General features: G+C 41.9%; 19 protein-coding genes and 1 tRNA gene. 9 read left to right on the top strand and 11 right to left on the bottom strand.

From position 1 onward, the window contains the following. The first annotated feature begins 313 nt into the window (after positions 1-313). From ACHUGF_RS07990 to ACHUGF_RS08000, 3 genes are all read left to right on the top strand, one after another. Positions 314-1708, top strand: a complete 1395-nt coding sequence (locus ACHUGF_RS07990; RefSeq protein WP_394130268.1) for a PhoH family protein — start codon at positions 314-316, stop codon at positions 1706-1708. Positions 1709-2030: 322 nt separating this feature from the next. Beyond that, entirely contained in the window at positions 2031-5741 is a 3711-nt protein-coding gene (locus ACHUGF_RS07995) for a response regulator (RefSeq protein ID WP_394130269.1), read from the top strand. Positions 5742-5786: 45 nt separating this feature from the next. Continuing rightward, positions 5787-8180, top strand: coding sequence for a zinc-dependent metalloprotease (locus tag ACHUGF_RS08000; protein ID WP_394130270.1), 2394 nt, complete (start codon positions 5787-5789; stop codon positions 8178-8180). A 47-nt stretch (positions 8181-8227) separates the two neighbouring features. Here the strand turns inward: ACHUGF_RS08000 and ACHUGF_RS08005 are convergent, their stop codons facing one another. Continuing rightward, complete coding sequence (locus ACHUGF_RS08005) at positions 8228-10048, bottom strand: serine/threonine protein kinase (RefSeq protein ID WP_394130271.1); 1821 nt, start codon at positions 10046-10048, stop codon at positions 8228-8230. 172 nt (positions 10049-10220) lie between these two features. Here ACHUGF_RS08005 and ACHUGF_RS08010 point away from each other — a divergent pair, with 172 nt between their 5' ends. Beyond that, the gene (locus ACHUGF_RS08010) at positions 10221-10565 is read left to right on the top strand and encodes a hypothetical protein (RefSeq protein ID WP_394130272.1); all 345 of its coding nucleotides are present in this window, start codon (positions 10221-10223) and stop codon (positions 10563-10565) included. A 231-nt stretch (positions 10566-10796) separates the two neighbouring features. Next, positions 10797-11453 (top strand): thiopurine S-methyltransferase, encoded by a 657-nt coding sequence (locus ACHUGF_RS08015; protein ID WP_394130273.1) that lies wholly within the window; start codon positions 10797-10799, stop codon positions 11451-11453. A gap of 70 nt (positions 11454-11523) precedes the next feature. Here the strand turns inward: ACHUGF_RS08015 and ACHUGF_RS08020 are convergent, their stop codons facing one another. Then, positions 11524-12534, bottom strand: a complete 1011-nt coding sequence (locus ACHUGF_RS08020) for a porin (RefSeq protein WP_394130274.1) — start codon at positions 12532-12534, stop codon at positions 11524-11526. Between the two features lie 365 nt (positions 12535-12899). After that, positions 12900-13949, bottom strand: coding sequence for a porin (locus tag ACHUGF_RS08025; RefSeq protein ID WP_394130275.1), 1050 nt, complete (start codon positions 13947-13949; stop codon positions 12900-12902). 386 nt (positions 13950-14335) lie between these two features. Between ACHUGF_RS08025 and tcdA the strand changes: the two genes are divergently transcribed. Beyond that, complete coding sequence (gene tcdA, locus ACHUGF_RS08030; protein ID WP_394130276.1) at positions 14336-15148, top strand: tRNA cyclic N6-threonylcarbamoyladenosine(37) synthase TcdA; 813 nt, start codon at positions 14336-14338, stop codon at positions 15146-15148. 52 nt (positions 15149-15200) lie between these two features. Here the strand turns inward: tcdA and ACHUGF_RS08035 are convergent, their stop codons facing one another. Next, positions 15201-16835, bottom strand: coding sequence for a sensor histidine kinase (locus ACHUGF_RS08035; RefSeq protein ID WP_394130277.1), 1635 nt, complete (start codon positions 16833-16835; stop codon positions 15201-15203). Positions 16836-17016: 181 nt separating this feature from the next. On the opposite strand from ACHUGF_RS08035, the gene ACHUGF_RS08040 reads away from it, so the two are divergent. Continuing rightward, positions 17017-17628, top strand: a complete 612-nt coding sequence (locus ACHUGF_RS08040) for a superinfection exclusion B family protein (protein WP_394130278.1) — start codon at positions 17017-17019, stop codon at positions 17626-17628. Between the two features lie 157 nt (positions 17629-17785). Here ACHUGF_RS08040 and ACHUGF_RS08045 read toward each other — a convergent pair whose 3' ends face one another. After that, positions 17786-17914, bottom strand: a complete 129-nt coding sequence (locus ACHUGF_RS08045) for a DUF3149 domain-containing protein (protein ID WP_394130279.1) — start codon at positions 17912-17914, stop codon at positions 17786-17788. A 468-nt stretch (positions 17915-18382) separates the two neighbouring features. Here ACHUGF_RS08045 and ACHUGF_RS08050 point away from each other — a divergent pair. Beyond that, a tRNA-Leu gene (locus tag ACHUGF_RS08050) sits at positions 18383-18467 on the top strand. A 214-nt stretch (positions 18468-18681) separates the two neighbouring features. Here the strand turns inward: ACHUGF_RS08050 and fre are convergent. Further along, positions 18682-19380: an NAD(P)H-flavin reductase gene (gene fre / locus ACHUGF_RS08055; RefSeq protein WP_394130280.1), complete on the bottom strand. Its 699-nt coding sequence runs from the start codon at positions 19378-19380 to the stop codon at positions 18682-18684. Positions 19381-19468: 88 nt separating this feature from the next. Continuing rightward, the gene (gene ubiD, locus ACHUGF_RS08060; protein ID WP_394130281.1) at positions 19469-20947 is read right to left on the bottom strand and encodes a 4-hydroxy-3-polyprenylbenzoate decarboxylase; all 1479 of its coding nucleotides are present in this window, start codon (positions 20945-20947) and stop codon (positions 19469-19471) included. 207 nt (positions 20948-21154) lie between these two features. Between ubiD and ACHUGF_RS08065 the strand changes: the two genes are divergently transcribed. Beyond that, a complete protein-coding gene (locus tag ACHUGF_RS08065) occupies positions 21155-21664 on the top strand; it encodes a hypothetical protein (protein WP_394130282.1) in 510 nt (169 codons plus the stop codon). Positions 21665-21676: 12 nt separating this feature from the next. Here ACHUGF_RS08065 and ACHUGF_RS08070 read toward each other — a convergent pair whose 3' ends face one another. From ACHUGF_RS08070 to ACHUGF_RS08085, 4 genes are all read right to left on the bottom strand, one after another. Further along, a complete protein-coding gene (locus ACHUGF_RS08070; RefSeq protein WP_394130283.1) occupies positions 21677-22975 on the bottom strand; it encodes a diguanylate cyclase domain-containing protein in 1299 nt (432 codons plus the stop codon). Between the two features lie 4 nt (positions 22976-22979). Then, entirely contained in the window at positions 22980-23969 is a 990-nt protein-coding gene (locus ACHUGF_RS08075; protein WP_394130284.1) for an ABC transporter substrate-binding protein, read from the bottom strand. 542 nt (positions 23970-24511) lie between these two features. Next, positions 24512-24763 (bottom strand): transposase, encoded by a 252-nt coding sequence (locus tag ACHUGF_RS08080; protein ID WP_394130285.1) that lies wholly within the window; start codon positions 24761-24763, stop codon positions 24512-24514. A 24-nt stretch (positions 24764-24787) separates the two neighbouring features. After that, positions 24788-24916: a hypothetical protein gene (locus ACHUGF_RS08085; RefSeq protein ID WP_394130286.1), complete on the bottom strand. Its 129-nt coding sequence runs from the start codon at positions 24914-24916 to the stop codon at positions 24788-24790. Positions 24917-25292 lie beyond the last annotated feature (376 nt).

Consider the following 25292-nt stretch of genomic DNA (forward strand, 5'->3'; position numbering starts at 1 on the left):
TTGACTGCAAATAAAAAAGGGGGCGTATGGTAAACCAAAGCTATCTAGAATGAAATTCTAGCATTGATATTAGATTTAAATGGCGTTTATTTGTACGTAATGACACATCAGTGTCATTTAACCTAGCTAGCTTGGTGTTGGTATGGCACCGCTTGTGGATAATCTTGGGTATTTATCTGGGCGATTAGTGATGGAAAAACGTCATAAAGTGATGTAAAAATAATGATGACAGTTGTTTTTTAAGTTATGCCATTGAGATTTTCAGGAGACGATGTACCCACAATAACTATCATCTAAACACTCTGGAGGCACCATGAGTCAAAACGACAAGAAGTTGTTTGTATTGGATACCAATGTGTTACTGCATGAACCGTTAGCGATATACTCATTTAAGGAACATGATGTTGTCGTACCCATGACGGTGTTAGAAGAACTCGATACCATTAAAGACCGAAAGCGCGACGTTAGCCGTGATGCCCGAGTCGCAATACGCGCCCTAGAAGATATATTAGGTGGTAAGATTACCCCAGAGGAAATTATCAGCGGGGTGCCCTTGCCCACCAGAGAGGGGCATACCGATGCATCAGGCAGCTTATCCATTTTCCCCGATCACCAGGTCAACTTTGAAAGCCACTCTCTCCCCGATAGCAACAACGACAACCGCATTATCAATACCGCGCTCTACCTTCAACAGCAATATCAACCTCGGCAAGTCATCCTAGTTACTAAAGATATCAATATGCGCCTGAAAGCTAAAGGCGCGGGTATTGAGCAAGTGGAAGACTATCGTACCGATCAGCTAATTGATGATATTCGCTTTTTAGCTAAAGGCTTTTATGAATTTGAAGGTGATTTCTGGCAGCAGTTCGATGATGTTGAAACCGAAAGAGCAGGCCGCCACACTATGCACCTTGTACCTAGGGAGCAATTGGGCAAAGAACCGTTTTACATTAACCAGTACCTCATTGATGAAGATACCGAATTTTGTGCCAGAATTAGCGGACATACTGATAGCCAACTTCAGCTTATTGATAGGGGTAGAGACAGGTTAAACCATTACGAAGCATGGGGTGTTAAACCTAAGAATATTTATCAGGGAATGGCGTTAGATGCCTTACTTGACCCAGATATCGAATTAGTCATTCTCACCGGTCCTGCAGGCTGCGGTAAAACCTTACTTGCAATGGCTGCAGCACTTGAGTTAGTGGTTGAACGTAAGCAATACGACAAAGTGATCGTGACGCGAAACACCCCAGAAATTGCTGAATCTATCGGTTTTTTACCAGGAACAGAAGAAGAGAAAATGGCGCCCTGGCTAGCCGCCATTACCGACACGCTAGAAGTGTTACATAAGAATGACGTCAATCCTTCTGGTAGTGTGAATTACATTATGGAAAAGGCGAACATTCAGTTTAAATCAATCAACTTTATGCGTGGCCGCTCAATTCAAAACTCTGTGGTATTACTCGATGAATGTCAAAACCTTACAGCGTCGCAAATTAAAACCATGATTACCCGTATGGGCGAGGGGACTAAATTAATTTGTAGCGGCAATTTGGCGCAAATTGATTCCACGTATCTAACTGCTGTCACTTCGGGGTTGACGTATATTGTGGAACGCTTCAAGGACTTTGAAGGCAGTGCCAATATTTATCTCAATGGCGTGGTGCGTTCTCGCCTCGCTGAATTTGCTGAGGAACATTTATGATTTAACCATAAACAATCGTGATTATTTTTAGGATAACCATCATGCAAAAGGCATGTATGCTGGCGTCAGTATGCATGCTTTTGTTATTTGAGTGAGCGATTGTGGTAGTCATTTGCACTTGTATTGATGCGCTCACTTTACGGACAAAAGTAAAGTTTTGACAAAATGCTTTCTTCTAATCACATTTTTTTTGTAATTTACTCACTTTATGAGTGATATGGGTGCGCATCTTAATATGTTCCTGATATTATGAAAAAATGATGGTTTTAATGCGCGCGATCTATACTTAGTCGCTGCATCCAGCGCAACCCAAGGTAAGTGAATGCTTTCTAAAGACTCAGATCCACAATTAAAAGCACCAATTCAAAAGAATTATAACCGTGCGGTGTTTTATACCTATATGGGCGTGATTGTCATGGCCCTATTGACGGCGGTGGTGTTTTTTGAGCGTCAAAAGGCGCAACAAGTTGAATTGCGTGAAGATCAAATTGCACGTCATGTGCTGCAAATAGACTTATTGTTGGAGTCTGGCATTCGGGCGGTTAAGAGTCTGCGAAATGTTGCAGTCGATCATTTGCGCTTAGGAGAGCTCGTTCGTAAAGAGCGTTTGCCTCAGTATGAAAAATTCAACGAGGACGGACAGTTTTTTACTCTTGAGCCAAGTTATGCCCTCTCGGGCGAGCCATTTACTAATATGGGGCGCATCACCGGTATGGGCTCCCTCGATGGCAGAACCGAACAGTTCTATCAAGAGTTGGAAATGATGTTTGAGTTGTCACTGTCGTTTCCAGTCGCCAAAGAAGCCGCGCCTAAAGCTTCATCTATCTATTATATTTCCAACCGTAAAATGATGTCGCTCTACCCCTGGCCGAATGAAGAGCAAAGGTTTAGAGAAGAGTCACTTAATAAACAACAATTTAAATTAACCACCCCAGAAATGAATCCACAAAGAAATGTGGCATGGAGTGGCGTATACGTAGATGAAGCTGAAGATGGCTTATTAACTACGCTAGGTATGCCTGTGTATTTAGATGATAACTTTATGGGGTCAATTAACCTTGATATGAAGTTATCATCGCTGGCGAAACAAATTCGCACCTATTTCAAAATGCCGGGTACGGTAATTTTACTCGATCAGCGCAATAACATCGTGTCACACAGTGACTTTAGTGCGAATGAAATGGGTCGGGTTTACCATATTAGTCAGCGTATCCCATCCGAGTTGCACTCACTGCAAGAATCTGAATTACTTGATACTTCTGATGGGGTGATCCGTAACGGTTACTACATTCAATCAATCCCGTTGCATAATCCACCTTGGCGCTTGTTGTATTTACAACCTGAAACCGAGCTATTTAAGGACTCTTGGGAAAAGTTACAGATGACTTTCCTGATGGTTGTACTTGCCTTGTCGATCCTTGTGACCATAGTACATTGGCAGACTCGCCGTGCATTCGTAAGCCCTGCATCGAGACTGCTTTCACACCTTGATGCTTGTTCGCAATCGCCAATCAAACCTCCTGAGAAAATGACTCAGGGCTGGGAGCCGTGGTTTGCCTTGGTCAGTCGCATTTTTGATGAAAACCAGCAGTATACCAAAAACCTAGCTGAGCAAAATAAACGTCTTGATAACCTTGTGGCAAGACGTACTCAGCGTTTACGAGAATCGACTGAGCGCCGCGAGCGAGAATTTGCATTGTTACGGTCACTGATTGACTCCTTACCAGAAGCCATCATTTTCAAAGACAGAGAGGGTAAGTTCTTAGGTTGTAACAAATCTGCTGAGCGAATGTTGGGTCATGCTGAAGATGAGATAATTGGCCTATCTGCTGATGAGCTTGATTTGCCAGTGCAGGGCAAGCAAGTGCAATCGGAAGACCGTCAGGTATTGCGTGATAAGCAACCTCTACGATACCAAGAAAAAATTGATATCACGGGCAAGTCCATTTTATTCGATACCCTTAAATTGCCATTTTACAATCGCCGCGGTGATTTATTAGGGTTAATTTCTGTATGGCGTGACATTACCCATGAATTTGAGTCAGCTGAACAACTGAGGTTGTCCGAAGAGCGTTACCACTTGGCCATGGATGCTGTAGAAGATGGACTTTGGGATTGGTATTTAGACTCAGAGCAAATTATCTGTAACCCTGCGTTTTATTCCATGTTGGGCTACACGCTTAATGAGTTCCCTGCATTGATGAGCTCAATTGATAATTTGGTGCATTCAGATGACATCGACAGACTGCTTGAGTCGCGTAAAGCCTATCTAGAAGATCCGCAAGGCACTTATGAGATTGAATTCCGTATGCTCAGTAAAAATGGCGAATACCATTGGATACTGTCTCGTGGACGGGCTGTAGAGTTTTTCAACAATGGCTGCGCTAAGCGTATGTTAGGTACACACAAAGATATTACTCGCCAAAAGAGCAACGAAGTGGCCATGTTGGAGGCGAAGCAAGATGCTGAATCTGCCAATATGTACAAGAGTGAATTCTTGGCCAATATGAGTCATGAAATCCGCACGCCAATGAATGCCATTATTGGTATGTTGCAATTGGCGCAGCGAACTCAACTCACAACACAGCAACAGGATTACCTAGATAAAGCAGGATTTTCGGCACAGTCACTGCTGCGGATTATCAACGATATTCTTGATTTCTCAAAAATTGAGGCAGGTAAGCTTGAGCTTGAGCGAGTGTCATTCCCGCTTGATAAAGTGCTGGATCATGTGATTGATATGAACGCCCTGAAAGCACAAGAGAAAGGTGTAGAGTTATTATTATATGCGCCAGTGACTGCGGGTTTAACCCTAAAAGGTGACCCATTACGCTTGGGCCAAGTCCTCATTAATCTATTGTCAAATGCGGTTAAGTTTACTCAAGAAGGGGAGGTTGAACTGGGCTGTGAGGATGTCGGTGAGCGCGATGACCGTATCACGATGACATTCTGGATCCGCGATACCGGTATTGGGATCAGTAAAGAGCAGCAAAGAAAGCTATTTGATGCCTTTGCACAAGCGGATGGTTCAACTACCAGAAAGTATGGTGGTACAGGACTGGGCTTATCTATCAGCAAACATTTAGTTTCCTTGATGGGTGGCACAATGCAAGTGTCTTCTGAACCCAATGTTGGTAGTACTTTCAGCTTTACAATCAGTTTTGAAATTGCAGAAGAGAACACCGCGCCGCCGTTGGTTGTGCCGGAGCAATTAAATAACTTATGCACACTGGTGGTCGATGATAATCCGAGTGCGCTGCATATCTACTCTTCAGTTATGAAAGAATTCAGCTTTGAGGTTGAACAAGCCGGTGGCGGTCAAGAAGCGTTGAATATCCTACAACGCAGCGAGATTGACCTGCTATTGCTTGATTGGATGATGCCTGAGCTCAGTGGAGCGCAAGTTATCGAGACAATCGATCAGATGGTGGCTGATGGTCGGATTAAAAAGCGTCCTGTGATCATAATAATGACAGCTTACAGTGCGGAGCCATTAGAGAAGCAACTGGACGATGAAGCGGTCTATGCCGTGCTCCAAAAACCATTCAAGCCTTCGGCATTGTTCGATTTAATCATTGAAGCTTTTGCCAAAGTCCCTAAACTCAATGCGATACCAGTGATTGAGGAAGTAACAGAAGCGAAAGATTCAGGTCTCGTATTGTTGGTTGAAGATAACTTTATCAATCAGCAAGTTGCTTCAGAATTACTAAAAAGCGCTGGCTACGAAGTTGTGATGGCAGATAATGGGCAAATAGCGTTAGATCTGATTGATACTCGTGACTTTGATGCGGTATTAATGGATATTCAAATGCCAGTCATGGATGGTTTAACCGCAGCAAAAGAGTTGCGTAAACGTTATACCAGCGAACAAATGCCGATTATTGCCATGACCGCCCATGCGATGACAGGCGATAGAGAGAAAAGCTTACAAGCGGGCATGAATGCGCATATTACTAAGCCGATTGTATTACCCGAGTTGTTTGAAACATTGACTCATTGGATTGATTATAAAAATAAACATAAAGGCTCTTAGCTTTGTCTTGAGACAAGGATGTGAGTGATTTAGGGAGAAAACACCATGAGACGACGCAGTATATCCTTTGCGTTACTATTACTGAGTACACCAATGGTCATGACAGGTGCCGCCCCTGCTCTGGCAGCTTCTGAGGCGCAAACTGTTGTTAAAAACAGCGTTGCTGCCAATGGCTTTTTAAATATGTTTTATCACACTTCAGGTGAGTTATACCTTGAAGCGAATCGTCTTAATCAACCCTTTTTACTGCTCACTAGCTTACCTCAAGGTGTTGGCTCAAATGATATTGGGCTTGATCGGGGGCAGCTAGGTTATACAAGAATGGTGCAGTTTGAGCAGCAAGGGCCGTATATTGTGCTCAAGCAGCTCAATACTGATTATCGCGCGAGTGCAGAAAACCTTGCCGAAAAAAATTCAGTAAAACAGGCGTTTGCAGAGTCTATTTTGTGGCGTGGTAAGTTGCTCGAGGGTAAGCGTGCGATTGTTAATATAAATGAATTAGTCGTTAACGATTTACATGGTGTTGCTGACCGACTTGAAGCTACCAAACAAGGGAACTTTAGACTAGACACGCAGCGCTCAGTGCTTATCAAAGACAGCGTGAAGTCGTTTGAAAAAAATGCTGACGTGGATGTCAATCTCACCTTCACAACAGGCAAACCTGGTGAATATGTGTCGTCTGTCACGCCAGATCCTAAGTTTGTTTCGGTTAGAATGCGCTACTCCTTTATTGCCCTTCCAGAAGAGGGCTACCAAGCACGTTCATATCACCCCATGAGTGGTTACTTGTCTAACTCGCATTTAGATTATTCAGTGCCGGTTGACCAAGATATTACTCAGCGCTACTTACTTCGCCATCGTTTAGAAAAAGTCAATCCAGGGCCCGAACCAAGTCCTGTGGTAGAGCCTATTGTTTACTATCTAGACCCAGGTGTACCTGAGCCAATTCGAACGGCATTATTAGATGGTGCGCGCTGGTGGGAAGATGCCTTTAACGCCGCCGGATTTATTGATGGTTTTCAGGTGAAAATGTTACCTGAAGATGCCGACCCACAAGATATACGCTACAACATGATCCAATGGGTGCACCGTGCCACACGTGGTTGGTCATATGGTGCAGCGATTACCGATCCGCGCACGGGTGAAATCATCAAAGGCCATGTGACCTTAGGCAGCTTGCGTGTTAGACAAGACCACCTTATCGCACGTGGTTTAACCGCCGGTTGGGAAGACAGAGAGGCAGCAGAACAAGCGGCTATGGATTTATCTTTGGCGCGCATTCGACAGCTCTCGGCACATGAAATTGGCCATACATTAGGTTTAGATCATAACTTTGCAGCATCGAGTAAGAATAATGCCTCTGTGATGGATTATCCACATCCGAACGTCACCATTGAAGGCGATAGAATCGATATTTCTGAGCCTTATACTGAAGGTATTGGCCCGTGGGATAAATACACGATTGCTTTTGGCTATGGTGATGAAAGCCAGCAGGCAGAATTGCTTAATACTGCATTATTAGAGGGCTACCGATATATTGGTGAGGCGGACTCACGTAGTCAATCTGCAAGCCATGTTTACGCCAGCCTTTGGGATACAGGCAATGATGCTGTTGCCGAACTCGCTAGATTAGAGCAAGTAAGGCGTAAGGCAATTAATGAGTTTAATGCAGATGCGTTACTTCAAGGTCAACCCATGGGTGAGCTTGCAGATGCATTTGTCCCTATTTACCTATTAACGCGTTACCAAATACAAGCTGCAGCGAAATTTGTTGGGGGTACAGAATACAGCTATCAACAGGTGGGTTCAGGTCTACGCTGGAACTATGTTTCACCAAAACTTCAATTGCGAGCCTTAGAGGTCTTATTACAAAGTTTGCATTGGCAAAGTCTGGTTATTCCGGCAAATGTGGTGGAAATGCTAGTACCTAAAGCAGGTAATTATCGCAAAACAAGAGAGAGTTTTGATTCGCAACTTGGGGTCGCAACAGACCCATTAGCTATGGCAGAAGTCTTAGGTCGCCATGTAACAAAGTCATTACTTAATTCAGCTAGGTTGAATCGCGTGAATCAGGCTTACATGGGTGATAATGAACAATTGTCTGTGCCTAAGTTGGTTGATAAATTACTCGCGGCAAGCTTGTATAGTGATTTAAAGCGAGGTGAATCTTTAGGGATTCAAATGCGCATAAATGCAGTGGTCGTTGATGAGTTGCTAGTAAGTTATCACCATAAACAGACCGCAGTTGAAGTCAAAGCACAGCTTAGGCAAAAGCTGCAACAAGCAGCAAAACAATTAGAGCGTCGCTCCCGTCGTGCCAGTGATTATCAGTCTGCACATTATGACTGGCTAATGCTTGGTTTGAAAAAAGGCTTAGCAGATCCTAAGGTGAAAATTTTGTCGCAACCGATGAAAATGCCACCTGGTTCACCTATTTAAGTTTGAATCAGTTTGAAAAAAGCGAGTCTTATGACTCGCTTTTCTGTTTAATTTTCCTCAGTCCCCATAACCGATTTAGGGTTACGAGGATAGAAGTGGTCAGCTTTTTTATCGATATGCTCAAATTTACGGGTATTCTTATAGGGCAGTTTCATAAAACCAGAAATACCATGGCCTTGGATGCGATTACAGTGCGCCATAATCCTATCTAAGCTGGCTCTAAATGCGGCCTGTTTGCGTGGATTGAGCAGTCGCAAATAGCTGTGTACCTTGAGATGATTGGGTAAAGCTTCAAAAATAATACAGCCGGTATGGTGGATCTGGTTAATCCGATTAAGTTCAGCAATAATCTCGCTTGGCAATTCAAGGTTCTCTTCTGGATCTCTGCCATCTTCAAAGTAAGAGTGTAAACGAGACTTATCTTCTAGTAATGGTGCATCACCTATCTCAAAAGGGAGTTGGGTATCACCAGTAATTTGGTAAGGTTCATCAGTCGAACTGCGCTCTAGATGTAAGGTGTCTTTAGCATTGAAGAAGCAGGCTTTAAATACCCCTATGCGACGGATCCCGCGGGCTAATGTCACAATGTTATTGATGGCTTTAATCACTGAACTGCGTACGTCACGGTCGTATATCGTTAAGCTCGAGTCGATGAACACTCCTGTTTCCTGCCAATGAATAACAAGGCCACCTACCATGGGGTATTGGGCTAAACGGCTCACTGCGGCGATAAATCCTTTTGCGGTATCACCCATGCCGACCATGAAATTACGATAATATTTCTCAATCTGAATATCGTCCATTTTGGCTACTGGATCATCGACATTGTGTTCTTTTAAAAAGGCTTTACGCGAACTATAAGTTACGGTTTCAATCGCGCGTGTGCGTGGGTGATGTAATACGGGAATTTGCGCAGGTTCCGGCGTTAGTGGAATATCAGGTAAGTGAATAGGGTGGTGGGTACGCAGCGTCTTTAAAAAGTAATCACCGGCTTTATTACGGGTTTGCACGCAGTCACTTAGCATGCCATCCAGTGTTTTAGCGAGCTCAATGGGTAAACCAATACTAGTGGCAGGGATCACCTTGCTACCAAAACGGCTGGCTTGTCCTGAAGCAAGTGCGTATAAGGTGGCAGCGACGCCTTGTTCATCAAATCGTGGACTGGATAATGCGCCATTAAGCTGCTCGTCTCCAATAAAATACACATCGCCCATGCGTGCGTTGGTTTGATGTTGATCGCTTGACATTAATGACATGACATTGTCTTCAACAGGGCGGTTATACTCATCTCGTTGGGCAAACACCGCTGAGCCCCAATCAATCAGAGACAAATGATCATTATCAATGTCATAGACTAAATTTGATGGTTTGATATCGCCATGAACCAGCGGTTTTCCGGTGCGTAGGTAGAACAAAATATTGGCCAGTTGCCGTGCGATACTCATTATCATGGCTGCTGGTAAAGCCCCCATACGTAGGCAAACTTGCTCTAAATCTTCGCCTTGTGCACGCTCCATGACCATGATGCCTTGTTTACCCACCCGCTGAAACTTTATCGCACTCGGTACATTTGGGTGATCAACTTGACTCAGCATATACGCTTCTTCTTCGAGTCGGTCTTGGATATTTTGCGGTAAATTGAGGCGAGAGAATTTAAAAACGTGTGATTCACTTGAGGTATTCTCACCAGAAAATACGAAACCATAAGCGCCTTTACCAATAAACTCTATGTCTTGGTAACCTAACTTACTCAGTTGCTGCTTACATAAACGGATCCACGCCTTGTGTTTTCGTGCATCGGTCGCTCCTAGCAAATAGATGGATTGCTCTTCGTTAATATAAAAGTGCTGTAATTCTGGCGTTTGCAAGGTTTACTCCTTTACTGGCATAGGCTCATTAAACCTTTTTATGACCTTGTTGGGCAAGTTTCCCTAACGAATTTCTCACAATATGTAAACCTTGACCTGTATCAATAATTAACATGCCTATAATCGGTAAGATTAACTTACGCTAATTAAAGTTGTCGAAAGGAAAGCAGCTATGGCAGAAATTAAAAAAGAAGAACTAATTCAACTATTTGATTTTCCGAGAAAGCGAATTTTGCAGTCAATGGAAGTCACTCACTGCCCCCATGCCGTGTTCTTTAATGCCGCTGACGAACAATGCATTAACTGTCACCAAGGCGAAGAGTGCATTTGGATGAATCACAATGATGAGCTGGTTGCCTTAGAGAAAAAATCAGTGGATGAGTTAAAGCAACAATTGTTGATTGCTGTGGATTTTGTTGACTCTAACTTGAGCCCGCATCATTTATCTCGACGTAATTGCGATTGTGATAACTGCGCGTGGTTACGTAAAGTGAATGCCACTCTTGCTTCTAAATAGTCACTCCTCAACCGTTTATCTTGTCATCAGCTAAGCCTGATAATGATGGCACCTCGCTTTAGCTATGGTCAGTGTTGAAAAGACTATAGCTTGGCTTTGTTTATTGATTATCAATTAAAAATGTTGCCTTATAACCGAGTATTATGGTGCGCTTTGTTGCATCTCAAAATTGCATCTCAAATTTGAAGCGATTAAAGTAGCCGCATCTCACAATAATGGTAGAGCAATAACATGGAACCGAGTTTTTGGCATCAAAAATGGGAATCAAAACAAATTGGTTTTCATCAAGATCAAGTGAATCCTTTTTTAGTTAAATATTGGGCGAGCGTGAAGGCTGACCCAAGGCAAAGTGTATTCGTCCCCCTGTGTGGCAAGTCTCTTGATATGTGTTATTTGGCTGAACAAGGCCATCGGGTGATAGGATGTGAGTTGAACCTAACCGCGGTAAAGGATTTCTTTGTCGAAAACCAACTGAGCTATCAAACTCATCAACATGGTGAGCATACTGTACTTGAGGATGACACTATCAGCCTCTATCAAGGTGATATTTTTACTCTACCACCTGAGGCGACTCAACATATTGGCAGTTTTTATGATCGAGCAGCACTGATTGCTTGGCCAGATGATTTACGTCAACAGTATGCAGCTAAATTAGCGCAACTTATTCCCGCTGGTACTTCAGGTTTACTGGTTACCTTGGATTATCCGCAGGCAGAGCTTAACGGTCCACCATTTGCAGTTAGCCCGCAGTGGATTGAGCAATATCTTGCTACTCACTTTGACGTTGAATTACTTACCTGTGAAGACGTATTGGCTGAAAATCCACGTTTTGTAAATAAGCAGGTATCTTGGCTGAATGAAGCCGTGTACCGGCTAACACGTAAATAGTTAATTTTTTTAACATATGCTCATAAAAAAAGGCGACCTTAGGTCGCCTTTTTTGAAAGAGTATATTTAATTAGAAGTCGTAACGTAAGCCGACAGTGAATACGTTGTCATCTGTTAAATCAAATTTTGTACCAGCAACTTTGTGGTCGCCTTCGTACATTGCATAGTGGCCATACACTAACGTTGACTTAGCAATACGGTAGTCGGCACCAACAGTGATATTAGTGACGTTAACATCAGTACCAGCTTCTTCAGTGATGTTTGAGTAGTACTTACCAAAACCGGCTTCATCTTTACCGTATTCAGCTTTTAAGTTCACACCATTTAAGTTGTAAGCAATATTCACAAAGTACGTGTTACCATCAACACTGCTATCTGTTGAGCTTTCAGAGTTTTGGAATAAACCACCTACTTTGAACTCGCCAAACTTAACTTGGCCTACAACACGGTATGCATCAATATTTGAAATACCTTTGTTGTAAGCACCTGCAATATAGTAATTTTGTGCTTTAAGCTTCTTGTCACCAATCGTTGCACTAATTGCATACTGGCTATCGTCGCTAGATTGGTTATCTTCCATTAAGTAAGTTGCATTGAAAGTAACAAGATCAGCTAATTTTGGTGAGTAGTACCAAATACCATCAGCACTACGAGTTTGGCCACCGACTAAACGGTCGATATCGGCGTTTGAGTTACCAAATAGGTCAACACCACCTTCAGACTGCTTAAATACCGTGTCATTACGACCAACTAACAGACGGCCAGCATCGGTTTTAATACCTAAGAATGTGTTACGCGCTTTGAACACATCGCTGTTGGTAGATGTATTTTCTACCTGGAATTCCATTTGGTAAATGATATCAACGCCATTAGCAACGGTTTCGCTGCCTCTAACGCCTAAATGTGAAAAGTTGTTTTCGAAAATCGTGCCATCTTTACCTTCTTGAGTAGTAGCACCTTCATCAGAGCTGGTTACTGCGATATCTAAACGGCCATAAAAGTTAGGGCCTTCTGCCATAGCGCCAAATGATGCGAGTGTTAATACTGAGGCTACTGATGCAGAGATTAATGCTTTTTTCATGTTCATGCTCCCTAGAACGCGGCGTTCTAATTCCATTTTTACAATGGATATTATGTAAATTAAGCTGAGGATACAGCGCGTTAACAACTAGGTGCGAATGGTTACAGTTTTTACCTATGTTAAGTGTGCACTAGATCAAAGTTTGTAGCGGACACATGGCTAAAAAGCCCAGAAATGTGATCTAAATTGGTGTTTTGGTAGGTTCTTAGTAGCTTTTTTGTGTTCAAACGGTGTTTTTGTTACAGGCTGGGTGCTTGTATGTTGCGGTGGTTTGAGTGGGGCTAAGGAACAAAAAAGCGGCAATCAATGCCGCTTTAAACTTTATGACTATCTAACTTTAAAATAGCTTATAGGGCTTTCTATATTTAGAAGTTTAGACGTAAACCAACAGTGAAAATATCATCACTGATGTCATGCTTGACTGTTTCAAGTGTCATGTCACCATCGTATTTAGTGTAGTGGCCGTAAAGCATCGCGTTTTTGCTTAACTTGTAATCAGCACCAACACTGAATTGCTTAAGATCAAAGTCAGTCATGTCTTCATGAGCACCGTTGTCATTAGCAAAGCGTTTTGCGTAGTGACCTAGGCCAGAATCATCTTGACCGTACATAGCTTTCAATTTCCAGTCACCGATAACATACGCAGCGTTAACAAAGAAAGTATCACCCTTGATGTGCGACAGTTTCTCGTCAGTACTTTCACTGTTTTGGTACATTGCACCTACGATGACATCACCGAACTTAGCTTGACCTACAGCACGGAAAGCTTCAATGTCACCAATTCCGTCTTGATAGGCAGCCGCGAAATAGTAGTTTTGAGCACGTAATGCTCTGTCACCGAGGGTAGCACTAACAGCATACATAGTGTCGTCACTCTTGCTATTGCCGTCTGCATCTACATGGTTGTCATCCATTAAGTAGGTAGCGTTAAGAGTGATAAGATCGGCGATCTTTGGTGAATAGTAAGTTACGCCGTCTGCTTCACGGTTTTGACCTGCAGCCATACGGTCGATGTCTGAGTTAGTGTTACCAAATAAATCTACACCACCTTCAGATGCTTTGAATACAGTGTCGTTACGACCAACAACTACAGTACCGTAATCGGTTTTAGCACCCACAAATGAGTTACGTGCAGAGAAGGTGTTACCAGAGTTGTCGAAGTTCGTTACGCCAAACTCCATTTGGTAAATGATTTCAACGTGCTCGTTTACTTTTTCGGTGCCTTTAACACCTAACCAAGAAAAGTTGTTTTCTAGAACAGTTCCTTCCTTTTGGTTGTTTGTAGCATATTGATTGTCGGCATTAGTTAAAGCTAAGTCAGCACGACCGTAGAATTGTGGTCCAGAAGCAGCTGCGCTAAAAGAGGTAATTGCAGCGCAAGAAATGATTGCGGTGGTGATCAGGTTTTTTTTCATCTCATCTTCCCTTAATACAAGGTTTATTTAAGTAAGCGGCAAAAAGATTTGCCTGTTATAACCTTTTTCTGGCACAGAGTGTCGCACATAAAATTCAGGTGTTTTTGTGATCAAAATCATAAGCTGATAATTACAATGTTATTCAAGCTATTGTTTTACTTTAATTTTAATTTCTTGCAACAAGGTGTGGTGGTGGTGGTAACTGAAAGTGTTTTTTTGGGTACAAGTGGTGCTGGGGTGTAACTTGAAGCAAACGAATTTCACCAAAGCGAGATATGTGTAACGGTGTTTTAGGGGTTACTTAAGGTAGCAGCTTTTGCTTTAGCTTATAGATACGTTAAAATCGCCAGCATCAAAAGTATATTTATCAAATATAAGGCTCTTTTATGCTTACAGACGCGTATCTTAATCGGTTTAGTGGCATTGGCCGATTGTACGGTCAAGCGGCGCTATCACAGTTTGCTAAGACACATGTTGTTGTTGTTGGTATTGGTGGCGTGGGTACTTGGGTAGCAGAGTCCTTAGCGCGTAGCGGTATTGGTCAAATAAGTGTAATTGACTTAGATGACATCTGCGTGACGAATACCAACAGACAATCGCATGCTGTGGCAGATACAATTGGTCAGTCAAAAGTGGAAGTGATGTCCGCACGCATTAAAGCAATTAACCCTGAATGCGTTGTGAATGAAATAGAAGACTTTGTCACATTAGATAATTTGGGAGAACACTTTCCAAATAAGGCTAATGGTGGCTCGATTGATTATGTTATTGACTGCATTGATGCCGTGAAACCAAAAGCCGGTTTAATTGCTTGGTGTAAGCGCAATAAAATCAACATTGTGACCATAGGTGGTGCCGGTGGCAAAACAGACCCTAGCCAAATACAGGTGACAGATCTTGCGAAAACAGTTCAAGACCCTTTATTAGCAAAAGTGCGTAATATTCTACGAAAAGAGTATAACTTCAGTAAAAATTTACAGCGACGCTTTGCTGTAGATGCGGTGTTTTCAACGCAGCACCTTGTTTATCCGCAACAAGACGGTAGCGTATGCTCAACCAAGGCATCAATGCAGGGGAGTGCCAGAATGGATTGCGCTTCTGGTTTTGGCTCGGTCACTATGGTAACTGGGACCTTCGGGTTTATGGCTGTTGCACGGGTTTTAGACAAAATTACTGCTAAGGCTAATCAAGCCAGTTAATCGCTTAGGATGGATTAGCAGTTGCACTTGACGTTTATTGCCTAACTGACGCTTATTCGAAATGCTCGATGTTGTTACCCATATCGGGCTCTTTTTCGCAGGTGAAGCCTTTCGGGAAGCTTAGCACAAACGCTGGCCCGCCCAGAGAGTGACTCTCAAAATATTGGATGGTCCCTTTGAGTAATGTAGCTGCATTAAACGCAGCAGAGAGGCCTAACCCCGTTCCTCCCTTATTTCGCGTAGTAGTATAAAAAGGTTCAAACATGTGCTCAGCCACTTCTTCTGGTATCGGCACACCATTATTTTGGATTTCTATTTTGACCACCCCTTCCTCAACGTAGGCATTAATCAATATTTTGCTGTACTCGACCCCAATAAAAGCATGAGTGAAAGCGTTTGATAGGATATTACCAATAATCTGATTTAATAAGCTTTGATTGCTACTGACATAAATATCTTTATCGACGTTTATGCCAATCTCAACATCTTGCGGTGAGAACATAATCTGTGTTGATTCAGCAATGTCAGTGATGAGTTGCAGCAAGTTAAATTCGGAATGCTTTTCATTGCGTTGCTCAGCAGCCATAGACTTAAACTTTTGGATCAAGCCGCTAGCACGGGTAATATTGTTGACGATCAACTGACAACTTTGCTTGTACTCTTCCAATATGTCATTAATTTGCTCTAACGTAGCATGATCGCTGTGAATTAATTCAATTAACTCTTCAACGTGCGTCAATTGCGAGCTGGCCGCTGTTAAACAAATACCAATAGGCGTATTAATCTCATGGGCAACTCCAGATACAAGCCCACCCAAGGCGGCCATTTTTTCTTGTTCAACTAGCACTTGTTGTGCACGTTTTAAGATAAGTAAAGACTGTTCAAGCTCTTTGGTTTGCTCTTTTACTTGTCTGGCTAATTCATCTTTATAGCTTCTTTCTAACTCAAGCAAACGTTCTCTATCTTCTAGTGCGGCTTGTAACTCATCTTTAGATTCTTGTATTGTTTTAAAGGATGCGCGTACTTGCTGCTGCATAGTATTGATCGCATCAGCCACCAAAGAAAATTCGTCTTGTTTGTTTTTTCGGTCAAATTCTAAGGGAGTGAAAGGGGTGTCTAAGCTAATTTGCTCGCAATATTGACTTAGTTTGAGTAGATGCTTAGTGACGTTTAACCAGACTAAAAACAAAATAAACCCGGCAACCAGGAATGTTTTTATCGCATTGGATAACAGAATAATAATGGCTTTGTCGTATAGGCGCTGGTAAATCGTGTTTAAATCGGCTTGAACAACTAAGGTACCGACTTGTACATTGTCGGTATTTTGATACATGAGTGGAAAGCTTCGCTCAATCACATCGCGGTTTTTGAGTTCACCATAAATCCACTCTTGGCCACTGTCGTCTTTTATCGATATGTAGGAAAAGTCAGGTAATTGGCTCAAACCATTAAGTTGAGTATTAATTAAGCGCTCGTCAATCACCCATATACTGGCAGCTAAAACGTCTAAATTTACTTTTTCGATACTTGAAAACGCACTATCAATTCTAGAGATATCGCTTTTATAGTCATTAATTAATTGATAAACCGTAGTGAGCAAGGTAATTAACGAACTAAACAGCACAATGGACAGCATGAGTTTGCGGCCAATTGGACTTTTGAGTAGTTGTTTAGACGAAGAAATCATGGCATTTATCTAATCATTATAATTACTTGGCTATAGTATTACCCAAGTTACTCTAGTTTGCCGCTTTCGGCCACAATTTATTCACATTTGCTCTTTGCCAACAAAAAAGTAGCATATAATTTTGGCATCAAGCTTGCTATGAATTAGGAAAGTAACAATTTTCTGACGCAGTGAGTGATATATGAATAAAGTTGAAGTGACCAAAATCGTCAAAAACAATAATAAGCGCCATTTTGCCAATGTGATGCTGTGGTCGGTAATTGCGTGTGCCAGTTTATTGTTTATTCCACAGCACATATTGCAAAAGCTCGCGCTAGCGGAGTTTGTATCGCAAAACTCGCATTTCATTGGTTTGGGGATGTTAGTTGGGATAGCTTACTTTTTAAGTCAAATGTTATCTTTCTTTGCCGATGAATCGATTGCCTACTTGAAAGAGAAAAAAGTCACCGAAAACATTGAGTCAAAAGTGCAACTACTTGACCCGAGTGAACGTGCGCTTCTCAGAGAGTTCTTTTTACAAGGTGCCACCATTTTGACATTACCGCAAAATGAATTAGCAGTTAAAAACTTAGTCGCGACCAACATTCTAGAAATGTTAGGTAATGAACGCCATTATGCGATTCAAGGACCAACGGCTGAATACAAAATTTCCATGCAAGCACGTCACTACCTAAACCGTGATGTATTACGCTTACCAAGTGGTGAACCTAGTCAGGAAGAAATGACTTACCTAATGAAAGCCCGACCACAATTTATTAATGGCTTAGTACAAGCCCGCAAACATGCCGCATAGACCGAATGTGGTTTGAATAAGTGGTGAAATGACCTTGCTAGGTATATTTGAATTGTTTGGAAAAGAGAAAAACAAAAGGGGCTAAAATTAGCCCCAAAATGATTTACTTTCACATGATTTGTGGAGATGAGCCACTCATGTTTAGTTGTTGATTTAGCTATTTGGGAGCTGATTTCACAACAAACATCCACATAAGGTACGAGATGATACCTATTGTGCTGAAAATCACGATCATGGAGAGTAATCCTATTGGGTTACCGAACATTAAATCTAACCAAAATGCCATGACTGCTATCCTCTCAATTGTGAAATCACAGTTATCATAATGCTGCAGAATGATTCGGGTTATGATCTAAATCAACTTTATGTTGCATTCGTGTAACGGTTGGTGGCAGTGGGACATTAAGCTGCTATTTAGATCACATTATTCCGGCTGAATTTTACTGAAAATCTAATCTTGAAATTGCTGTTTAACTAAAATGAACCAATTAAGATTTTGCTCAGTATTCTAATGCAAATCATGATTTCATCGCACTTTTGAATAGCACATAATAAAGTTGCATGAGAAATAAGCGGTCATGTACTTTTTCATTAAAAGGCTTCGTAAAGGACTTGCCATTCAATAAGGTAAAGGTATAATCCTTGCCACTGATTAGCGTCTTGCTAAGCAGTGTGTATAAAGCATTAGGTTTTTCGCCAGCAATGGCACCGAGAGTTTAATTCTTTGCATACAGTAATGTTTGCTCATCGCTTTGCCGGAGTGGTGGAATTGGTAGACACGACGGATTCAAAATCCGTTGCTTTCGAGCGTGACGGTTCAAGTCCGTCCTCCGGTACCATTATTAAAAAGCCTCAACTTTGTTGAGGCTTTTTTTGTGCCCGCTATTTTATCAAGTATGTTGGATTTTCTTAACTTGATGGAAGCAAAAGTGTATAACGATTGATGTGGGCGGTTAATCAATACCTAGCCATAATTTTGTTCACAGTGAGATCATTAGGCAATAAAAAAACCGGCTTAAAGCCGGTTCATGTATGTGTTTATCAATCGTTTATTTATTTGATAAACGCAAATGCATCGCCATAGAGGTGCGCTTCGTCTACCCCTATTTCTCTGAATACTTCTCTTGCAGCACCGACCATATCAAAGCGACCCGCAATGTAGATGTCATAAGGGGTTAAATCTGCGTAATCTTGCTTGATCTGTGCCAGCAAATTAGCGGTTTTGCCATCCCAGTTTTCATTGGCTTGCTCAACCACAGGCACAAATGTCAGCCAGTCATGCGCTTCATGCCACTCACGGGCAATTGATTGGTAGTACATAGCTTCTTCAGTACGGCAGCCCCAATAAAGCGTTGTGGGGATATGCTGTTGGCGATGTATTTGATCTTCAACAATGCTTTTGATGTAAGAGAATCCTGTACCGCCAGCTACTAATAAGCGGGATCGTTCACTTTGATGGCGCAATTGAGCATTACCAGCAGGGGCTTCAATGTCGATATAATCACTGTTTTGCAGGCGCTCAACTACTTGCATTGGGTAGCTTTCTGTTACGGCAGCACCAATATGGAGCTCAATCGTTGTTTGTGATGGGGCAGAAGCAATCGAGAATGGGCGCTTATCTTGTTCGCCCATAACAATGCATAGGTATTGTCCAGCATCAAAGTCAAACGCGACTTCAGGTGTCAAGATGACTTGATAGACGGCTTCATTAAATGCGTTAACTTGTTCTATTTTACAACGAATGGTGTTCATCTAATTTCCTTTAGACCTTTCTGCTGAAGGCTTATATTTGTTTATCGCGCTAGCTCTTCATAAGCATAGCGCGTGGTACAGTCAGTGATTACTTTGCTGGATCATCAATACCGAGATCTTGCCAGATTTGATCAACTTTATCTTTTACGGCTTGCTCCATCACGATTGGAGTACCCCATTCGCGATCGGTTTCACCTGGCCACTTATTGGTGGCATCTAAGCCCATCTTGGAACCTAAACCTGCAATAGGTGAAGCAAAATCCAAATAGTCGATAGGTGTATTATCGACCATAACCGTGTCTCGTGTGGGATCCATACGGGTAGTGATCGCCCAAATAACATCATTCCAATCACGGCAATTGACATCGTCATCGACAACCACAATAAACTTGGTATACATGAATTGACGCAAGAAAGACCAAGCGCCCATCATGACGCGTTTTGCGTGCCCTGGATATTGCTTACGTATGGATATCACTGCCATTCGATAAGAACAACCTTCTGGCGGTAAGTAAAAATCGATGATTTCAGGGTACTGTTTACGCAAAATAGGCACAAAAACTTCGTTCAATGCCACACCTAGCATTGCTGGCTCATCAGGTGGCCTGCCGGTATAAGTGCTGTGATAAATAGCATCACGTCGTTTGGTTATGTGAGTGACGGTAAAGACTGGAAATGAATCAGTTTCATTATAGTAGCCTGTATGGTCGCCATACGGGCCTTCTTCAGCCATCTCATCAGGGGCTATGTAACCCTCTAGAATGATTTCGCTGGTGGCGGGCACTTCAAGGTCGCAGCTGATAGCTTTACAAACTTCAGTGCGCTCGCCTCTCAATAAGCCTGCAAAGGCATACTCACTCATCGCATCGGGTACTGGCGTAACAGCCCCAAGAATCGTCACAGGATCACTGCCGAGTGCAACCACTACAGGGTAACGTTCACCTGGGTGTTTTTCTTTAAAGTCTTTAAAATCCAGTGCGCCGCCACGGTGATCTAACCAACGCATTATTAGCTTGTTTTTACCCAATAGCTGCTGACGGTAGATCCCTAGGTTTTGCCTTTTCTGACGCGGGCCTTTAGTGATAGTTAGCCCCCAAGTGACAAGTGGTGCTACATCTCCTGGCCAGCAATGCTGTATGGGTAAAGCTGTTAAATCAACATCATCCCCGCTAATAACCACTTCTTGGCAGCTTGGGTTACGCACTGTCTTAGGAGGCATGTTCAAGGCTTGTTTGAACATTGGGATTTTTGATATTGCGTCTTTAAACCCGCTTGGTGGCTCTGGCTCTTTTAAAAAGGCGAGTAACTCACCTACATCACGCAGTGCAATAGGGTCTTCTTTGCCTAATGCCATGGCGACACGTTTTGGCGTGCCAAATAAGTTAGCTAATACAGGCGTACTATTGTTGGTAGGATTTTCAAATAGCAACGCAGGACCGCCTGCGCGAAGCACGCGATCACAAATTTCTGTCATCTCTAAATGGGGATCGACAGGGTGGCTTATGCGCTTCAACTCACCTTCTTGTTCTAGGTGATTGATAAAGCTACGCAAATCTTTAAAGCTCATGATTGATTATCCATATGAAAGACCCTGTAGGGGCGCACTATAGCATTTTTATAAAAGTGGGTTAAGGCATTTAGTTTGTTGGCATAGCTTATTGTCATTGTTTTTTAGTGTAGGCGAAATAGCTTGATTTAGGACTTGGGTAAATAGACAAAGGAGGATGATGGCGTAAAATACAGGAATGGGGTAAACGTTTGGGGGAGTATGTTGATGCAATTTCGTATTGGCGTAATGTTTAGTGTGACAACAATGCTGTTGTCTGTCACTGGGGATTGCTTGGCAAAATCTCCAGTTGATTATGACACCCTTGAGCAAAGTCGACATAAGGTCTCTCATTCGGCTTCACATCGCTACAATTCTAATGCTTGGCGTTGGGGTGGGCACTGGAATAATCGCTGGGGTTCAAGTGTTGGTATTAGCTGGGGCAATGGCTTTTATGATCCTTGGCGCAGGTATAGACCCTGGTATGGACCGTATCGTCACCGATACTACCGAGACGATTATCATTATCGTCAGCCTAGGATTGAACCCAAAGTGACACCGGTGCAGTCAGCTCCTGTCACACGCTCTACTACCAGTCTGACTGTTGATGAAGGGCTAAGAAGTTTGCCTGCTAATGCGCGCGTGGTGCAGCGTGATGGACAAACTTATTATCAATGGCAAGGTAACACTTACCGCTTTGATTGGATTCAAAATAAGTATTTGATAGTGAATGACTAAATCTGAAATGAATTAATGTTGAAAGTAAAAGAATTCACGGCCGTTGAGTTCTTTCGCTTGATACATTGCCGTGTCTGCGGCGATGATTAGGCTAGCACTATCGCCCCCATCTTTGGGAAATTGGCTGATACCGATACTTGCTCCAACAAATAACGTTAAGTTATTGACATGTATCGGCTGTTTTATGACTTCCAATATATGATGAACTTTGAGCTCTACATCTACATTACTGTTGATCACATCTAACCAAATGACGAACTCATCACCACCTAGTCGACCGACAACATCGGTTGTACGCGTGGCTGACGAGAGCCTTTTGGCGATTGCTTCAATGACTAAATCGCCTACCTTATGACCGTGGGTATCATTAATAATTTTGAATTTATCAAGATCGATAAAAAGTAGTGCCGCGCCATCGTTGCTGCGCATATCCCGAGCGATGGCGTGATCAATCTGTTTGATAAAGGCGCGTCGATTAAAAATACCTGTCAATTCATCATGCTCTGCCAGAAAGGTTAATTGCGCTTGTTGCTCTGTTAATACTTGGGTTTGTTTTTTCACTTCTGATTTTAATGCTTCTTTGCGAATCGTGATCTTATTTAATGATATTTTCATTTGGTTAAAATCTTGCGCCAGCTTTGAGAACTCATCTGTTTTGTTAACGGTAATTTGGCTGTCTAAGTCACCTTTAGCTAGCGCTTTCATACCTTGTTTCAAAGAAAAGAATCCACTGCGAAAGCGGGTTAATGAGGTAAACGACCAAGCTATAACTAAGGTGGTTAACATCCCAAGGATGCTACCACTCACTATGATGAGCATATGTTGCGTATACCTAGCTTGGCTAATAGTTTGCTGATGAAGCCGAGACATCTCACCGCTCATTTCCTCAATAAGAATATTGTACTTTGATTGCAGTAAATCAGCAGCAGAGGTAGATAACCCCGAATTAGCTTGAAAAGCGTTAGTGCTGATTTGGGTATTAATTAATGCTCGAATATTGGTATTTAAACGGTTTAGATTTTTGAGATGCTGTTGCTGACGCTCACTCCAATCAATGCTTTTCATTAATGCGGTTGCTAGGTCGGCTTGGCGAATATTGATGGCTTCTAAACTCAGGTTGTCGCTGTACTTTTGGTGAAGCCATAATTGTGCCCGTAAGCTGTCGATGCTCATTTGTAATAGCATGGAATGCTCAAGTTGTGTGTAGATGATTTGCTGATAGCGGTGGGCTTGCCAAAGCGTTGAGGCTATGACTAAGCCTAATAATGTGCTAAATAATACTGTCAGTTTTAATCTTTTTGATAGTGTCATATTACTAGTCGACCCTCCGGTTTAAGGTCGTTTCTAGTAAGTGCTTATCTATGATTGTTCTAAGGTCAGCACGATTATCTTTTGCCACAATACCAGACTCCATCGCCCACCTGGCTTGAGCCTCAACACTAGAAATGAGTGCATTACTCATTGATAAATTAAATACATAGTCATCCCAAGAATATTGAAGTTGTTCTTGAGGAATGGATAGGGCTTGGCTCATCCCTTGTTGGCTTTTTATCGGGTTATCAGCAATGTATTCAATGGCATCATCTAGTGCATAAAGCACACGGGTTTTAGTGTGATTATCAATATTGGGGTTATTTTTCATGGTGATTAAGTTAAAGAACAAATGATTTAATCCGCGGGTGCTCATGAGTTGTGTCGATTGGGGCTCAGATTTAACGGACAATTGATATCCAATCGGCTCCCATGCCGAGATGATATCTACTTGGTTTGCCATCAGTGCAGGAATTAAGTCATCTGGCTTAAGGTATATGCGTTTGATAGGAATGTGTTGTTTGTTAAATAACAATAACAGACTATCTAAAAAATATTCGCTGGCACTATTTTGGATAATACCAAATCGTGCGTTTTCAATATTTTGTAGGTTATGAAATTTACTTGGGGTAAGGCTGAGTAGTTTGAGATCGTTATCGGATTCAACAAAGCTGCTTATTACGGTAAAGTCAGTACGGCGAAAGCTTTGGAACATGACTACCGAGTCTGATGCAGTGGCAAAATCTACTTGTCTCTGAGTTAATAAGTCAAAACACTTAACGCCTCCAGAGGCTTCAATGAGTTCTACATTTAAACCATACTTTTTAAAAAATCCTAATCTTTTGGCAAGAAAGACCGGACTAGACAGTGGTGTCGTTGAGACTGCTATTGTTAGGCTTTTAGGCTGAGTTTGAGGTGATGGTTGATTGTCGTTACAGCCAAGCAACAGCATCCATGTTACTAACAATAAGCTGAATCGAAATCTATCATTCATGACTGTTACTCCAATCCTTGGGATGTAAGTCTAAGTGATACGGGCGAGTTCATTAGCACAATCAACGAGCGCATTATTGGCAAAGATACTCAAAACCTTGTTGGTGACTATCTGGTATTGAATAGTATTTGATAGTTATTAGCTAAACACTATCTCGCAATTAATAATTAAATACTATATTCAATGTTTTAGTGTAGTTGTGATTCATGAAAAAGGCTGATTTTTTAGCCGTGAATTGTAAATTTTGTTGTTGATACTACAACTATACACCTGAGCTAGGCATGAGTATTACGTCATAGGAAAGGATTTATCTGTGGCGAGTAGTATTATTGAACACACTGCAATTGGTGACAATGAAATGGCACTTTATTGAAAATAGAAAATGGCAAGAACATAAAGGCGGGCAGACAAAATATGCGTTACCGATGTTGATAATCGTGGTGGGGGGACACTAGATATCAACCTTCATGTTCTTGCCGAAAGTGGGGCGCTTATTGCGGTTCTGGTAAATAAGTGCCTAAAATATTTTTGCTAAACAGGCGCTATCTCAGCTGCTCTTGGTTATATAACTCTTGATTTAGCAATAAAATCTTTTGCTGTAAGTAAGCAATTTCATTCCTGAGTTCACTTTGGTTTTTCAACTCACTTGTTTGGGATTCTTTTATCCACTGATAAATCTTTTTAGCTGAAATACCATACTCTCTAGCCACTGCCGACAGTAGTTTATTTTGCAAAGTCACTTCTTCAATAACTTTAGATTTTAACTCTGGTGAATAGCGTAGAATTCTGTTCATTTTGTTGACCCTATACTGCTGGCGTTAGTTGACTTTCCAAGTGCTTAATCCTAAATGACGGTAGAAAAAATATTCTTGCTGATAGCGCTTTTTAGCTTGTTTAATAAGTATGTTTAGGTTCGTGTAATTGAATATATATAAGACTTTATTCATGACGATCTCCTTGTTAAATTAAACGTTTTATCTATCAAAACATTGCTTTTTTTATCTAGTGACTGCCCAAAAGTATGCGTCGCTGAATAAAAAATGAACTACCTCTTTAGGGGTACACTGTTGTATATGAAATTCCTGTGCCAATTTTAAAATAATTTTTTTGTCATAAATATCAGCTGTTTATGGTTGTAGTGGTATTTGAGTCTAAAAAGGGAAATATTAGAAATGGTGCAATTGCACTAGACTGGTGCTTTAGCAGGTATAACTTTTGGGGCGTAAGAGTGAGTTAGTGAAGGCCGTTCTGTTGAAGGAAGTTTATTTTAGCTGCTATCGGTATTATTTTTGGTAACGAGAAATAGCTTTTAAAGAAATAGCT

The sequence above is a fragment of the Shewanella maritima genome (assembly GCF_043643735.1).
GTDB lineage: Bacteria > Pseudomonadota > Gammaproteobacteria > Enterobacterales > Shewanellaceae > Shewanella > Shewanella maritima_A.